At 36.0% G+C, this 14929-nt stretch carries 14 protein-coding genes; 4 read left to right on the forward strand and 10 right to left on the reverse strand.

What is annotated here, in order from left to right; genetic code table 11:
* The first annotated feature begins 58 nt into the window (after nucleotides 1-58).
* The 3 genes from ACJ004_RS28350 to ACJ004_RS28360 all read left to right on the forward strand — a co-directional run bounded on the left by ACJ004_RS28350 (nucleotide 59) and on the right by ACJ004_RS28360 (nucleotide 4991).
* Nucleotides 59-256 carry a hypothetical protein gene (locus ACJ004_RS28350; protein ID WP_410896431.1) on the forward strand — a complete coding sequence of 66 codons (198 nt, stop codon included), beginning with the start codon at nucleotides 59-61 and terminating at the stop codon, nucleotides 254-256.
* A gap of 485 nt (nucleotides 257-741) precedes the next feature.
* The gene (locus tag ACJ004_RS28355) at nucleotides 742-4314 is read left to right on the forward strand and encodes a S8 family serine peptidase (protein ID WP_410896432.1); all 3573 of its coding nucleotides are present in this window, start codon (nucleotides 742-744) and stop codon (nucleotides 4312-4314) included.
* Nucleotides 4315-4793: 479 nt separating this feature from the next.
* Complete coding sequence (locus ACJ004_RS28360; protein WP_410896433.1) at nucleotides 4794-4991, forward strand: hypothetical protein; 198 nt, start codon at nucleotides 4794-4796, stop codon at nucleotides 4989-4991.
* 108 nt (nucleotides 4992-5099) lie between these two features.
* Here the strand turns inward: ACJ004_RS28360 and dsdA are convergent, their stop codons facing one another.
* The 10 genes from dsdA to ACJ004_RS28410 form a co-directional block, all read right to left on the reverse strand.
* Complete coding sequence (gene dsdA, locus ACJ004_RS28365; protein WP_410896434.1) at nucleotides 5100-6440, reverse strand: D-serine ammonia-lyase; 1341 nt, start codon at nucleotides 6438-6440, stop codon at nucleotides 5100-5102.
* Between the two features lie 69 nt (nucleotides 6441-6509).
* Complete coding sequence (locus ACJ004_RS28370; RefSeq protein WP_410896455.1) at nucleotides 6510-6653, reverse strand: hypothetical protein; 144 nt, start codon at nucleotides 6651-6653, stop codon at nucleotides 6510-6512.
* On the reverse strand, nucleotides 6595-6726 hold the full coding sequence (locus tag ACJ004_RS28375; RefSeq protein ID WP_410896435.1) for an SMR family transporter: 132 nt from the start codon (nucleotides 6724-6726) through the stop codon (nucleotides 6595-6597). Before ACJ004_RS28375 ends, ACJ004_RS28370 begins: the two co-directional genes overlap by 59 nt.
* A gap of 156 nt (nucleotides 6727-6882) precedes the next feature.
* Nucleotides 6883-7752, reverse strand: coding sequence for an HAD family hydrolase (locus ACJ004_RS28380; RefSeq protein ID WP_410896436.1), 870 nt, complete (start codon nucleotides 7750-7752; stop codon nucleotides 6883-6885).
* 132 nt (nucleotides 7753-7884) lie between these two features.
* Complete coding sequence (locus tag ACJ004_RS28385; protein ID WP_410896437.1) at nucleotides 7885-8667, reverse strand: DeoR/GlpR family DNA-binding transcription regulator; 783 nt, start codon at nucleotides 8665-8667, stop codon at nucleotides 7885-7887.
* 27 nt (nucleotides 8668-8694) lie between these two features.
* Nucleotides 8695-9708 (reverse strand): ABC transporter ATP-binding protein, encoded by a 1014-nt coding sequence (locus ACJ004_RS28390; protein WP_410896438.1) that lies wholly within the window; start codon nucleotides 9706-9708, stop codon nucleotides 8695-8697.
* Nucleotides 9705-10580, reverse strand: coding sequence for an ABC transporter permease (locus tag ACJ004_RS28395; RefSeq protein ID WP_410896439.1), 876 nt, complete (start codon nucleotides 10578-10580; stop codon nucleotides 9705-9707). The genes ACJ004_RS28390 and ACJ004_RS28395 overlap by 4 nt, the downstream gene beginning before the upstream one ends.
* Nucleotides 10577-11515 carry an ABC transporter permease gene (locus ACJ004_RS28400; RefSeq protein ID WP_410896440.1) on the reverse strand — a complete coding sequence of 313 codons (939 nt, stop codon included), beginning with the start codon at nucleotides 11513-11515 and terminating at the stop codon, nucleotides 10577-10579. The genes ACJ004_RS28395 and ACJ004_RS28400 overlap by 4 nt, the downstream gene beginning before the upstream one ends.
* 25 nt (nucleotides 11516-11540) lie before the next feature.
* Complete coding sequence (locus ACJ004_RS28405; protein WP_410896441.1) at nucleotides 11541-12374, reverse strand: alkaline phosphatase family protein; 834 nt, start codon at nucleotides 12372-12374, stop codon at nucleotides 11541-11543.
* Entirely contained in the window at nucleotides 12364-13476 is a 1113-nt protein-coding gene (locus ACJ004_RS28410) for an ABC transporter substrate-binding protein (protein ID WP_410896442.1), read from the reverse strand. The genes ACJ004_RS28405 and ACJ004_RS28410 overlap by 11 nt, the downstream gene beginning before the upstream one ends.
* Before the next feature lie 347 nt (nucleotides 13477-13823).
* Between ACJ004_RS28410 and ACJ004_RS28415 the strand changes: the two genes are divergently transcribed.
* Nucleotides 13824-14819: a LacI family DNA-binding transcriptional regulator gene (locus tag ACJ004_RS28415; protein WP_410896443.1), complete on the forward strand. Its 996-nt coding sequence runs from the start codon at nucleotides 13824-13826 to the stop codon at nucleotides 14817-14819.
* Nucleotides 14820-14929: the final 110 nt, after the last annotated feature.

A 14929-nucleotide genomic window follows, 5' to 3' on the forward strand; every position in this document is an offset into this window, starting at 1 on the left:
TAAAAAGTTTATATCTTTAACAATAACCACTTCCTAATAAATTTAGGGAGTGGTTTTTTTGTTGTTAAAATTCGCTTATCAGGATTTTCTAGATGATAGGAAATTTAAGAACACAACCAAGACAAACATTAAAAATTACGAAATGATTTTAAAGAAATTTATTGATTATGCAATCAAAAACCAAGTGGTTAATGTTGAAGATATTACTTACAGTCATGGCTTTCTTAAATTACATGGTGGAATGCGAAGTCATTAAGAACAATCCAGCTCACAAAGTAAAGATGCAGAAGGACGATGTAAAAATTGATGTTTTCACAGATGAACAAATACGGCAAATGCTGAATTTCTATAGAAGAATAAAACGGCGTGAGAAAACCTATGTAGCTTTATTTAATTGATTTTTAAAATATCTGCCCAATTTAAAGGCTAATTGCAATGTCAAAAAAATAGAAATTATAACAAAATATAAGAACATTTTCGAGCGAATAAATGAAAATTCTACAATATTCTTCAAATAAAGACAATTTACTTCATAACAACTGATAAGAAATATGCGTTGATCGATAAATAATTATTTTAAAATTCCCCCAATTTACAATAAACTGAATATTTTTTATAATCGTAGATGCATAAGTAATTTTTAATAGAGACACACGCAAGGAAATGAAGGCTAATCTTTTTAGAATCATTTCGTACTTTATTAACATCTGCATATGTAATAAATTGGAAGAGGGAAACAATTTGAAAAAAAGAATGGTTATTCCATACAAAGTACTCACAACTGTAGGTCTTTCAGCATTGATATTATCATCAAATGTTTTTGCAGAAAGTACAAATATTGGGTTTAGCTCAAATGATAATTCGAATGATCGTACGTCACTTCATAGTAGAGCAGATTTATTTAAAAGTTCATTAAATGAACAAGAACAAAATGTAGTAGAGGAAAATGTTAATAGTGATTCTGATTTATATGGTGCGAACAATCAAGAAATTAATCAGTTCAAACCAAATGATAAAGTAAGAGTAATTGTAGAAGTTGAAAGTCCTGTTGGAGTATCATCAATGTCTAAACAAACGAAAGAAAATGAATTTAAGGCTAATCAAGAAAAAGTTATTAATAACCTAAAAAAATCTAAAAATCTTGATTTGAGTGTTAAACATCGCTTCTTTGAAGGTTTTAACGGATTTAGTAGTGAAACAGAATATAAGAATCTAGAAGATATTAAATCTATAAAAGGTGTAACGAATGTTCATATTGCTAGAGAATTCCAGCCTTCGATGGGAGCAAGTAAAGAATTAGTACAAGCCCAAAAAGTTTGGGAATCATACGGATATCAAGGAGAAGGGCTAGTAGTTGGGGTGGTCGATTCAGGTATTGATTGGTTACATAAAGATATGACGATAACTGATAAAGGTAAGCAACAAGAAAGATGGGCAAAAGATAAAATTCAAAGCAAATTTGATGAAACTGATGTGAAGGAAATATGGTACAGCGATAAAGTACCTACTGGCTATGATTGGGCGGACAATGATACCGATGTCATTCCTCGTGGTACTTATGGAAGTCCTCATGGTACGCATGTTGCAGGTACAGTTGGAGCAAATGGGGATGAAACAAATGATGGTGTAAAAGGTATTGCACCAGGTGTTCAGCTTTTGGCAGAAAAAGTGTTTTCTGATCAAGGCGGAGGCGCTATGGAGGATGACATTATTGCAGGAATCGAGCACGCTGTAACAATGGGTGCAGATGTTATCAATATGAGTTTAGGTAGCGATGCAGGACCCGTTGGAGAAGATGACGATCCAATTCAGAAAGCGATTCGACAAGCTACTGAACAGGGAACATTAGTAGTCGTTGCAGGAGGAAATTCCGCTTATAGTACAAAAAATAGTAAACTACTTAGAGCATTACAGCCTTACGCTGATAACCTTGATATTGGAACAGTAGGATCACCAGGGGTTAGCCCATTTGCTTTATCCGTAGCATCATATGAAAATTCGAAAATTCATATGAATTCCTTAGAATCTACAGATGGAGATAGACTTCCATTTAAAGATCAAGCTGGTAAAAAGCTTTCAGATGTATTAACCCCAGGAAAGAATTATGATTTAGTTTATGTAGGTGAAGGTACAGCAGCTGACTATGCTAAAGTAGGAGATGTTACAGGTAAAATCGTAGTTATGAAACCAAAAAATGAATATGGCTACGGTGGAAATGTAACTTTCCAACGAGAAGCTCAAAATAGAAAAGCAGTAGCATTACTACAGGTACCAGCTTCAAAAGTGCCAGATTATCCTGCATTAGACTTCTCACCGTACTATCTAACATCTTTTACAACAAGTAAAGAGGTAGGAGATGCTTTAATTACAAAACTAAGTAAACAAAATGTAAGTATGCAAATTTCTACCGGTGTTTATGTTGACAATGGAAGTAAGAATAAGATGTCATTTTTCTCATCTTATGGTACTCCATCCACATTAGATTTTAAACCTGAAATTTCAGCCCCAGGTGGTAGTATTTATTCTACTTTACCAGGTAACAACTATGGCGTTTTTAGTGGTACATCAATGGCAACTCCACATGTAGCAGGGGGCTCTGCATTAGTACTACAATCTCTTTATAATAAAGGTCATGTCCATTCTGAAGATACAGCATTAAAAGCTAAACTTGCTTTAATGAATACATCAACAGTAGCAATGGATCCGTCTACAGACTATACAATACCTTATTCTCCACGTAGACAAGGCTCTGGTTTAATGCAAATCGCAAATGCAATTAAAACTCCTGCAATCATTAGAAGAACGAATGTACCACTTGAGCAAGCTGGTGCAGTAGCTTTAAAGGAAATTAATAATAAAAATTTTGTGACGTTTAATTTGAGTTTAGAATCATTAGAAGCTAATAAAGGTAGTAATGAAAATGATTTAGAATATTCTGTTTTTGTAGATGTGTTAACCGATGATACAGAGAACAAATCATTTGATAATAACAAAGATGGAATAGTAGACGAATCACATGAATATTTAAAATTAAAGAGTAAGCGTTTAGAAGGCGCAGATATCATTGTAAATAATCAATCTGTTACTGATACAAATGGTGCGATTGTAAAAGTTAAATCAGGACAAATGAAAGAGATTGAGGTTAAAATAAGTCTTCCGTCAAATATTAAAGATAAAGAATTTTTAGAAGGATTTGTTCGTCTTGTTCCAACTGGGGCTAATAAAGATCAAGCTGTACCATTATCAGTTCCTTATATGGGCTTTTTAGGAGATTGGACTGAACAAAATAATCTGGACCCAGCTGCTTGGAGTGATAATGCATTTTTACCTTATACCGCGCTTTGGGATGATATGAGTGACACTCCATTAGGGTATAATGTAGCAACAAAGAAATTTGAATTAGAACATGCGGCAATTTCACCAAATTCGTATGCACCAGGTGTTTTCTCCTCATTTACAGTTTTACGTAATCTAAATGAAACTGAAATGTATATTGAGGATGAAAAAGGACAAAGAGTTAAACGCTTAGGCAACTGGAGTGAATTCACACCGGACGGTTCACCATTTCAATTCAGAAAAAATATCATGTCATCCGGAAATTATTTCTATAAGTTTGATGAATATCAAGCTCCCCAGTATACATGGAATGAGAGAAACGAAAAAGGTGAAATTGTTCCAGACGGTACTTACTATTATGTTATCAAGACAACGATGGATTCTAGCACTGCTAAGCCACAATATGTGAAGCTTCCAGTAAATGTAGATTCAACTCTAATGAAAATTTCAGATGTTCAATACACACCGAAAGATGGAAAATATGAAGTTACATGGAATGCAACTGACAGTGAGAATGGTAGTGGCTATCTTGATGCAGTTGTTTTTGTAAACGGCCAATATTATACACCAAAACCAGGCACAAAATCGATTATCGTACCAAATGAGCCAAAGAGCATCGTTGTAGAGGCTTACGATTATGCAGGAAATTTAAGCTATAATTTATGGGGAGACCCATCTTACCTTAAACAGAGTATGTTATTAACCTACTTCAATGTTTCTGGAACAAATGTTAATGAAAATAATCCAGCCAAAATAATGGGTTATGCGAATAACCGAGTTGACTGGAAATTCTATTTGAAAGATGCAAATGGAAATATCATTGAAACGAAAGATATAAATAATGAACATACTTTACGTATGAACTACACACCTGGATCGAATGTTCCAGATGGTACCTACTATATTTCTGCAGATGTTACTTCATTAGATGGCTTTAAGGTTACAACAACATCTAAAATGATAACAGTAAAGCATTAATATATTTCTGAAAAGCCACATATTCATAGGAAATAAATTAAAAACCACCGAAATGGTGGTTTTTTTTTATAGTAAGAAGATGTAAATTTTAAAAATTTAATATTGTTTGGGTTGGTTTATCTATGCGATGCATATAGAATTTGCATCGCTTTTGTTATTAGAGTCATCAAGTCAATTACATATCATTTTCTGCTAACAACATGCTAACATTTTGCTAACGAAATATAATAAATAGCATTAAATTCAGGTTAAAGATGTTACACGCAGTAATTGCAGAACGTTGATTTTACGTGGTTTGTTTCTACTATGGTTAAATATATTACAGTTTGAAACTATATGGGCGGCATGATGTAAGGCTATTAAGCCAACCATCTGTGAAGTAGTGAAAGCTATTTTTCACCCTTTCTGAGAACTAGTCATGTAAATAATTTATATCAATAGCGAAAACCACTTCCTATAAAATTAGGAAGTGGTTTTTTGTGTTTTTAAAATTTGCGTCCCAAGACTTTTTGGATGACAGACGTTTCAAGAATACGACCAAAACGAATATCAAAAATTATGAAATCCTTTTAGGAAAATTTGTTGATTATTGCATTGAGAACCAAGTAGCAAACGTTGAGGAAATTTCGTATAGTTATGCGCTTCTTTACACAACATCTGTTTATTGGAAATCATAAAGAAAAACTCCGGATCAATACTGAAGTAGTTATCTTTAATCTGCTTAATATCTTTAGTCACTTAACTTCCCTTGTTTAGGGATACAATTCAAATCTGAACTAAAACATTTAAAGTGATAACGTTACTCCTTTTTTATAATATTCGTTCAGCGTTTCTTTAGGAACCATACTTCCACCGGTAGCCCACATGAGATGTGTAGCATTTTTCATTTTGTCTGTTAAGTTATGATTTTGTATGTATTCATTTCCTTCTTTCTCAGTCCATAACTTTATCGGCCCTATTACACCGGCTAATGCGGAAGGCTCCAGGTGAATGTTTTCTGTATCGACCAATGCGCTTAATAGTTTAAATAATTCATTATCACTTACCGTATAACTTCCGCTTAATAAAGGCTCGATGGTTTGACCAACGAAACCTGATGGCCTTCCGACAGCAAGGCCGTCTGCTGATGTGATGTTGTCAATTCCAAAATCTTGTACAGAAACTTTATCATGCAGACCTGTTACTAGTCCAAGTAACATAGATGGAGAATGTGTAGGCTCTGCAAAGAAGCAATGTACTCGATGTTGATACATTAGTTTTAAACCAAAAGCCACTCCTCCCGGCCCACCGCCTACTCCGCATGGAAGGTAAACAAATAGTGGATGGTTTTCATCTACAGTTACATTTAAATCCTCTAATTGTTTTTTTTGTCGAATTGCTGCCACTGCATAGCCTAAAAATAAATCACGAGAGTTTTCGTCATCAATGAAGTAACAATTCGGTTCGCAATGCGCCTGCTTTCGGCCCTCTTTGACGGCTTTGCTGTAATCTTCCTTATATTCGATAACCGTTACTCCTTTGCTTTTAAGAAGATCTTTTTTCCACTTCTTTGCATCAGCAGACATATGGACCGTTATTTTAAAACCTAATTTAGCACTCATGATACCTATACTTAACCCTAGGTTGCCTGTAGACCCTACTGCAATTGAGTATTGTGAAAAGAAGTTTCTGAATTTTTCACTATCAAGGATCGAATAATCATCATTTACCGTTAATAAACCATGGTTAAGAGCCAACGTTTCTGCGTGTTTCAACACTTCGTAAATGCCGCCTCGTGCTTTAATGGAGCCTGAAATGGGAAGGTGGCTGTCACATTTTAACAAAAATCTCCCTCCTAATGGATGCTCATACATGTGTGATAACTGTTGATGCATCGCCGGGATGGGTACAATAGGAGATTCAATGATTCCGTTTAGTTTTCTTGTTTCAGGAAAAACTTTAGCAATGTAAGGAGCAAAACGCTTTAACCTTTCCTCGGCATCTTTTACATCTTTTTCATTAAGTGGAAGTTTTTTAACATCAGTTTGAAACGGTTCATATTTAGGATTTGACCAAAACACTTCCTTTGTAGCAACTAACTCGTTTATTAAAGGATATTCTTTTATCCAATCTCGAATAGTTTTCATCTCTCTTCTCCTCCATAGGAATCGTACCTTTTTTACTGTATCTACTTATTGCCATTTAAAACCCTGATCTTAATGTCCAAAAGTCATTTTAATACCTGCAGCCCCTGCAATAATACACATAATCAATAGGGCTAATCTTAAACTTCTAGGTTCATTAAAGAAGTTCATTCCTGCTAACACTTCCAATAGAGCCGATACCGGTCCATATTGCATAGGCAGTCCCCACTGGAAGAGAAGTTAATGACAAAGAAACAAAATAAAAGCTTAAACTCCCAAAAAAAGACACGCTACAGAGGGGAGCAATTTTTTAAACCCATCTGCACGTTTCAGGCTTATAACCCTGAATATTTTAGACCGATCACCCAGACAATTTCCAAAAGTCCTGCTATTATGATATAGATCCATGCCATTTTATCGCTCTCTCCTTCGTCATTGACATTTATTATTGAACCACGAAGTTCTCCATATATCGATAAATCGCATAAGCTACCCCATTCTCATCATTTTTAAGGGTTGTCGTTGTACAAACAGCTTTTATGACATCTTTCGCATTTCCCATCGCTACGCTGTATCCAACTTTCTGGAACATGGATAAATCATTGTTGCTGTCCCCGATTGCCATAGCCTGATCTAAGGAGCCATTCATCGAGAAAACCAATTTTTCAAGGGCCATCCCTTTTGAAGCTCTTTTACTAGTCATTTCAATGTTATGATCAGCAGATGAAACAATCATCAACTCATCACACTTTTTGAATTGGTTCCATGCTTCCTCTAATTTCTTTTTATCAAAAGAACATGCTAAAATGTTATAGAATTCTTCCTCCTGTTTTAAGATATCATAATAGTTTTCAACTAAAACATATCCAAACTGGTCAAATTGCCTTTCCGCTACTTCAACTAATTCTTTCATATCTTTATTCAAATCTGCGCTTTTCAAACTTTTAATCTCATTATGGAAATGTTCTCTTCCCTTTTTAAGGGTATAAATGGCTTTATCAGTAAACACTTCGTAATAATAATCCCGTTCATCTAACCATTGGAGAATAGATTCGACACGATCTTTAGATATCGTAATAGAAGAAATGCACTTTCCGCTTTTTGAATGTATGGTTGCGCCATTTGTCCCGATTACAAATGGGGAAATCCCGGCTTTTTCACAAATTGTTTGAACGTCAAAATAAGCCCGTCCTGTTGAAATAACTACTTCAAAGCCTCTATCTTGGGCATATTGAATCGCCTTTATATTTTCTTCACTAATTTCATTCTGGTCGTTTAATAATGTTCCGTCTAAATCTATCGCAATGAAACTCATGCTATATAGCTCCTTTTCTCATTCTATCTATTAAATTTTCTTTCTAGCTTTTTTACCTGCTATCAATAAAAATCTAATCAAAAAAGAGAGAGAACTCCCTCTTCAGTCTCGATATGTCCTTTAATGGATTGACTATGCTTGAATCCAATTGAGTTCCTCTAATTTTGAATGATTTCTCCATTCCTCTGGAAATGGTTGCTCGCAGACAATCACATCGACTTTTTCTAGAGGACAAACTTTACAAAATGTATCGACACCCATTTTGGAGTAATCCGTAAGCATGATAACTTGCTTTGATACCTCGACCATTTTGCGTGAAACTAATGTTTCATGTAAATGATAGTTACTAACCCCACTTTGAATAGAAACACCACCAGCTGAAATGAACGCTTTATCAATATTAAATTGATTTAACATTTGTTCAGTGAGACCGCCGCATATAGATTGCTGCTTTGGATCAATTTGACCACCTAGTAATAGAATTTGTCCTGTAAACTTATTTTGATTGAGCGATTCGGTCAACACAGACGACACAGGAAGAGAATTGGTTAAAATCGTAATGTCTTTTTTATTTTCAATACACTGCGCAAATTCAAGCGTGGTTGTCCCTACATCAATGACAATCACATCTCCGTTAGAAATGAGTTCTACTGCTTTTTTCCCAACCTTAACTTTCGCTTCTTGATTCACCGTTGTACGCTGTGTGAATGGAGGTTCCTCAAATTCAAAGACTGTTTTAATCGCTCCACCGTAAACCCTCTTTAAAAGTCCTTTTTCCTCTAATATCATCAAATCGCGTCGAATCGATTCCACTGAAACATTAAATTGATCAACTAATTCCATAACTTTTACTTTTCCCGATTTGTTAAGTTCTTTTAAAATTTCGTTCCTTCTTTCTTCTGGCAAAACAGACATATTTCTTCCCCCGCGATCATTAATAATTTATAAAATAATGCATTCTTTCTTCGGTACAAGTATATGAACGCGTGCTCCTTGCTCAAACATTTTTCCTCGGTGGTGAAGATAGTCTACATGGAAAGCGGACTCCTCTGTTTCTACTTCATATCTTAAAACATTCCCTATCATGGAAACATCTTTAATAAACCCTTTAATGTCCCAGTTCTCCTGTAAATCCAAGCTATCCTCACCAACAGAAACTAATTGTAAAACTTCAGGACGAATGGCGATTTCATTCCCTTTTAATTCTGTGCTGCGAACAAGTTTACGGAACACTTCCATATTACAAACATTATAATTTCCGATAAATTTTGCAACAAATGTATTAACTGGAGAAGTATAAATTTCTGATGGAGAACCGGATTGTACAACTTGTCCTTTATTCATGACAAAAATTCGATCAGACAGCGTCATTGCTTCTTCCTGATCATGCGTAACAAAAATAGTTGTAATATCTAATTCTTTCTGTATTCTCTTTAATTCTTTTTGCAAACTTTTTCTAATTTTAGCATCCAAAGCGCTTAACGGCTCGTCCAAAAGCAGTACTTTCGGCTCCATGACAAGCGCACGGGCAAGAGCAACCCTCTGCTGTTGTCCACCAGATAATTGATGAGGATAAGACTCTTCTTTTCCTATTAAATCAACCATCTCAATCATCTTTTTTACTCTTGATTTAACATTTTTTACCTTCTTCATTTTAAGGCCGTACGCGATATTATCAAAAACGCTCATATTTGGGAAAAGCGCATAAGACTGAAATACCATACCGACTTCACGCTGACGTGGTGATAAATTAGTAATATCTTTTCCGTCAATTAAGATTGTTCCTGCATCAACACCTTCAAGCCCCGCAATGGAACGTAATAATGTACTTTTTCCGCATCCGCTTTGCCCAAGAAGTGTAGCAAATTCTCCTTTTTTTAATGTTATAGAAATGTTATTTAAAACGACTTGATTTTCATACCCCTTAGTCACTTGATCGATGGTTACATAGTTCATTGGTTTTCACCTTCTAAAGCAGTATTTTTATGACGGTATTGTTTTTTTAAAAAGGAAAGGATTCGCTTCTTATTAGACACGACAGGATTTTTTTCATTTCTAAACGTCAGTTTTAATACAGTTCCCGTTAAAAGTAAAATCATTGAATAATAAGTAATAACAATTGCACTTGTTAAGTGACCACTGCTGTTTAGTTTGTCGGCGAGATAAATTTGAAGGGTTTCAAATCGGCCCCCAACAAGCAAATTGGCAAAAGCAAACTCACTAAATAAAAGAGCGACTGATAATAAGGTAGACACTAAAATACCAGATATAATATTTGGAAACACCACTGTGCGAAACGCCTGGAATTTTGTAGCACCTAATAATTCAGCTGCATCAACAAGCTGTACAGCATTAAGCGTACGAAGACTGTTACGAATACCTTGATACATAAATGGTAGAATGGTTATGAAATATGCACCAATTAAAATCCAAGGTGTTCCGGTAATTTGAATCGGTCCATCTGAATATATCTTGATTAATCCAACAGCTCCAACAATGGGAGGAATTCCATAAGGAAGCATAGCTGCTGCTTGAAGTAATCCTTCCCATTTACTGAAATATACTGTGATGATAAAAATAGTCGGAAGCATAATAACAACACTAAGACCTACAGACATGACAATTAAAAACAGCGTTCGTCGAAAAGCATCATAAAACCGTTCATCTTGAAACAATTCAATATACCATTTCATTGTATAACTCTCAGGTAAAATAGTATGATCCCATTTACCAGCAATAGAGAATAATAATGTTCCTACAAGCGGAATTAATAAATACATAACTAGTAATCCCACAATCACTTTATGAAAAGTCAATGAAGATTTCATCGTAAATCCCTCCTAATGCGACGCATCATTCGTTCATTGAACCACATCGCCCCTATCATGGTCGCTGCTAGAAGAACTCCCAACGCACTGCCTAGCTGCGGCTTTAATGCAACGTCACTAGAAACTAGAGAGGCAATTTGCAATGACAATAAATTATAGTTGCTGCCGACCAATGCATAGGCTGTAGCGTAAGCTCCCATCGCATTCGCAAACAAAATACTGAATGTACCTACAATACTAGGTAAAAGAACCGGAATCCCAATGTGAAGCCAAAATGATAATGTTGACCCTCCTAATAATGAAGAGGCTTCTTTCCATTGTTTCTTAATTCCTTGATAAGACGGGTAGATGAGCATAACAGCAAGCGGAATTTGAAAATAAATATAAACAAGAATGAGGCCTGTCCATGAATATAAATTAAAATCTGCAAACACATCCCAACCAATCTTAGAAAAAAGCAATGTAAACAACCCATTGTTTCCAAGTAAAATAATATATGAAAATGAAAGAGGAATCCCCTCAAAGTTCGACGTCATATTGGCAATCATCAGTAAACGATTTTGTATTTTTTGTGAGAACTTTGTAAACGAATAAGCTGCAATGACAGCTATAATCACAGAAGTTATAGCAGCAAATAAGGAAATGACAAGGCTATTTTGAATGGCTTGTAAGTAAAATTTACTTTTAAATATGGTTGTATATTGATCAATCGTAACTTGAATTCCATCGTCTGCATAAAAACTATTTTTAATCATTGCCACTAATGGCCCCAGTTCAAATCCAATCACAAACATAACAAATGGCAGTAAAAGAGCTAATAAGTAAATTTTTTGTTTTTTTATTTTTCGCAAGACTTCTCGCTCCTCTATGTTCACTAACAATTTGGGAATTGGTTTAACAGTACGTTCGTTAAACCAATTCCAGTCAACCTTCATTCTAATGTTGAAGAGGGTATCTTTTCTAAATGGAAATTTTTCCTTTCAGACCTGGCAATTGATATGAAATCATTTTATTGGACGGCTCAATATTTAAAAGTTCACAAACTAGTGGTGCAAAAGCTAATTGCGGAACCACTTCACTGTAGACACCAGGCTCAACTTTTGGACTAATGATAAAGAGCGGTACATCACGCTCACCATCAGTTGTGCCGCCATGGTTGCCATATTCACTCATTCCATGATCAGATGTAATTAAAATGTGGTAACCTTCTTTGATCCAAATTGGCAAAAGTTGTGCCAACAAGCTTCCCATTTTTAAGATTTGTTCACGATATTCTTTCGATTCTGAACCGAAAATTTCTCCTTTTACATCTACACCGAGCGGATGGATATATAAAAAGTGTGGGTCATACTTTCTGCGCAAGGCTTCTGCGTCCATTAACACATGACTGTCTGGATAGTCATCGTCCCAATAGAATTTTCCATATTGAATCGGCTTAGACTCATCCTCCTGCTCACGATCTTCAATAAAATGGAATGGCGCCCGATTATAAAGTTCGCTTACCCAGTAATACGATACCGTTCCGTTCCTTAAGCCGTTTTCTTTTGTAAGATGAAATAGACTTTTCTCGGTAGATAAGCGAACGGCTTGATTGGACGTAATTCCGTTCACTGAAGCCGGTGTACCCGTTAGTAACACTTCATATAATGGGCGGGATAGACTTGGGAGTTCCGACTTTACTTTGTATAGTGCCGCCTGATTTGACTCAACTAGATGTTGAATAAATCCTAGAGCCTCACATGCTTTATCATATCTCATACCATCAACAACAATTGCTATTACTTTATTTGACATGGACTAACACCTCTTCTTGCCAAAGCTGCGGTAAATTTTTAGCCGTTTCTTCCCAAGCTTTGTAATCTTCAATTGGTTTTGCATTTTTGTACTGTTCTTCTGGAACCATTTTTTCAGCTACTTCTTTCGGAAGTTCTACATCGCGAATTGGACGGGCAAACCCTTTAGCTAAGTTAATTTGTCCTTCATCGCTTAAGATATATTCTCTAGTTGCCATCGCTGCATGAGGATGCTTTGCAAATTTGTTAATAATAGTTGCATAGCCGCTTACGATTGAACCTTCTCTAGGAATGGTTACTTCAAATTGATCACGTTTAATTTGATTAGCGTAACCAAGGGCATTGAAATCCCAAACAAGGGCAACTTCCACTTCCCCTTTTTCGATGTTAGCCGGCTTGGCATCAGTTAAGCTAAGGCGGCCTTGCTTAGCAAGCTTAGCAAAATAGTCAATTCCTGGTTGGAGATTTGTTTCATCACCGCCGTAAGCGATGGCGGCTGCAAGAACGGCCATTTGGTTCTGTGTACCACGCTGAACATCTCCAACTGTTACTTTATAATCTCCTTTTAATATGTCATCCCAAGATTTTGGCGGGTTATCTACTAATTCTTTATTAGTAAAGAATGCAATTGTTCCTTGGTAGCCAACAACCCAATCCCCGTTGTCATCTTTTGCCCAGTCAGGTACCTCGTCCCAATAGGAAGTTTTGTATGGAATCGTTAATTCTTTTTGTTCCGCGATTGGCCCAAAGGAAATCCCTACATCGCCGATATCAGCTGTTGCATTCTCTCCTTCAGATTCCATTTTGGCAATCTCTTCGGCACTGGATAAATCTGTATCATTGTGTTCCAATGTATATTTTTTCATCACTTCATTCCACGTTTCTCCCCAGTTCGCCCATGAATCAGGCATACCGACACTATTAATTGTTCCCTCTTCTTTTGCCTTTGTTTCAATTTCTTTCAGGGTTAACGAACTTGGATCCTTAACAACTGGAGCAGCCTCCTCTTTAGTAGCTCCACAAGCAGCTAATCCTAGTACACTCACTCCTAACATCACAGCTTGAATAGACTTGTAACAATTCTTCTTGAATGTGTAATTCATAAAAAGTGCCTCCATTTAATGTGGAATTTTTGATGTTTATTACTGTTTGTTACAGATTAATCATAATTGGACAATGTTAATTCCACATAAATCCAACGTTAAGATTTTGTAAATCAGCTCTTTATTTCTCCAATTCATCAGCTTTGGGAAAATGTTGTTTACTATCTTTGTGGGTAATGCTCAATTTGAGAGAGAGTTAACTTTCATTTGATGGTGCCGTAACGCGGCATGGGAGTCTACTTTGAAAATTAAATTATGTAAGGAACAGAAGAAGGCAATACTAAGTGGATGACTTTTCATGATACTATAATAGTATATGAATTTGAAATGCAATGAGGTTGAGGATAATGAATACAATTTTAGATATTGCCAAGCTTGCGGGTGTGGCGAAGAGTACGGTTTCTCGGTATTTAAATGGGGGCTCTGTTGGAGAAGCGACGAAGAAGAAAATTGAACAAGCGATCAAGGAAACAGGGTATACTCCGAATCCATTTGCGCAGAGCCTGAAAGCGAAGAAAACGAATATTATTGGCACGATTGTCCCGAGGCTTGATTCCTACGCTTCTTCGCAAACGTTAATTGGTATTGATGAGCAATTAAAGCAAATGAATTATCAGATGTTGATTTCCAATACAAGTCAAAACCTTGAGCGAGAGATTGAAAGCATTTATAGCTTTGCCAATCAAAAGATGGCGGGAATTATTTTGCTTGCTACCGAAATCACGGATCAGCATATCGAGGCATTTGCAACGGTTAAAGTTCCTGTGCTGTTAATAGGACAAGAGCATGAGAACTTTTATAGTCTGATTCATGATGATTTTTACGCTGGTTATGAAATGGGGCGGTATGTCCTTGAAAAAGGATATCGGAAAATTGCATATCTAGGCGTAACGGAACGGGATATTTCAGTAGGGGTGAAGCGAAAACAGGGCTTTAAAAAGGCGATTCAAGAAGTAGAGGATTGTGAGGTTCGCTTCTATGAGACATTGTTCAAGATTCCAGCTGCGCAAGCTAGTGCAATAGAAATCATCCATGAATTTCAGCCTTCTATCATTGTTTGTGCGACAGATAATATCGCCCTTGGGGTTCTGAAGACAGCATATTCAGAGGGGCTAACGATTCCAAAAGATCTAGCATTAACGGGTTTTGGCGGATATGATGTGACAGAAATCATGCATCCTGGCTTAACGACGGCTAAGTTTTTTTACAAAGAAGCGGGGGAAACGGCTGCAAAACATATTGTAGAGTTAGTCAATGAACGTCCTGTGGAAAAATTAACTATTTCTAAATTTGAGATTATTGAGCGAGAAAGCGTTGACAATCTATTTAATCATACACTATAATCAAAACAACGAAACCGGTTCCAATCAAGAGAACCTTTTCACTTGGTAACAAATCGAATTCGGTTTCTCTTTTAAGCAATTATTTTTTTAGTATATTTTGGAACCGGTTC

It is taken from the genome of Neobacillus sp. 204, assembly GCF_046562815.1.
Classification (GTDB): domain Bacteria; phylum Bacillota; class Bacilli; order Bacillales; family Cytobacillaceae; genus Neobacillus.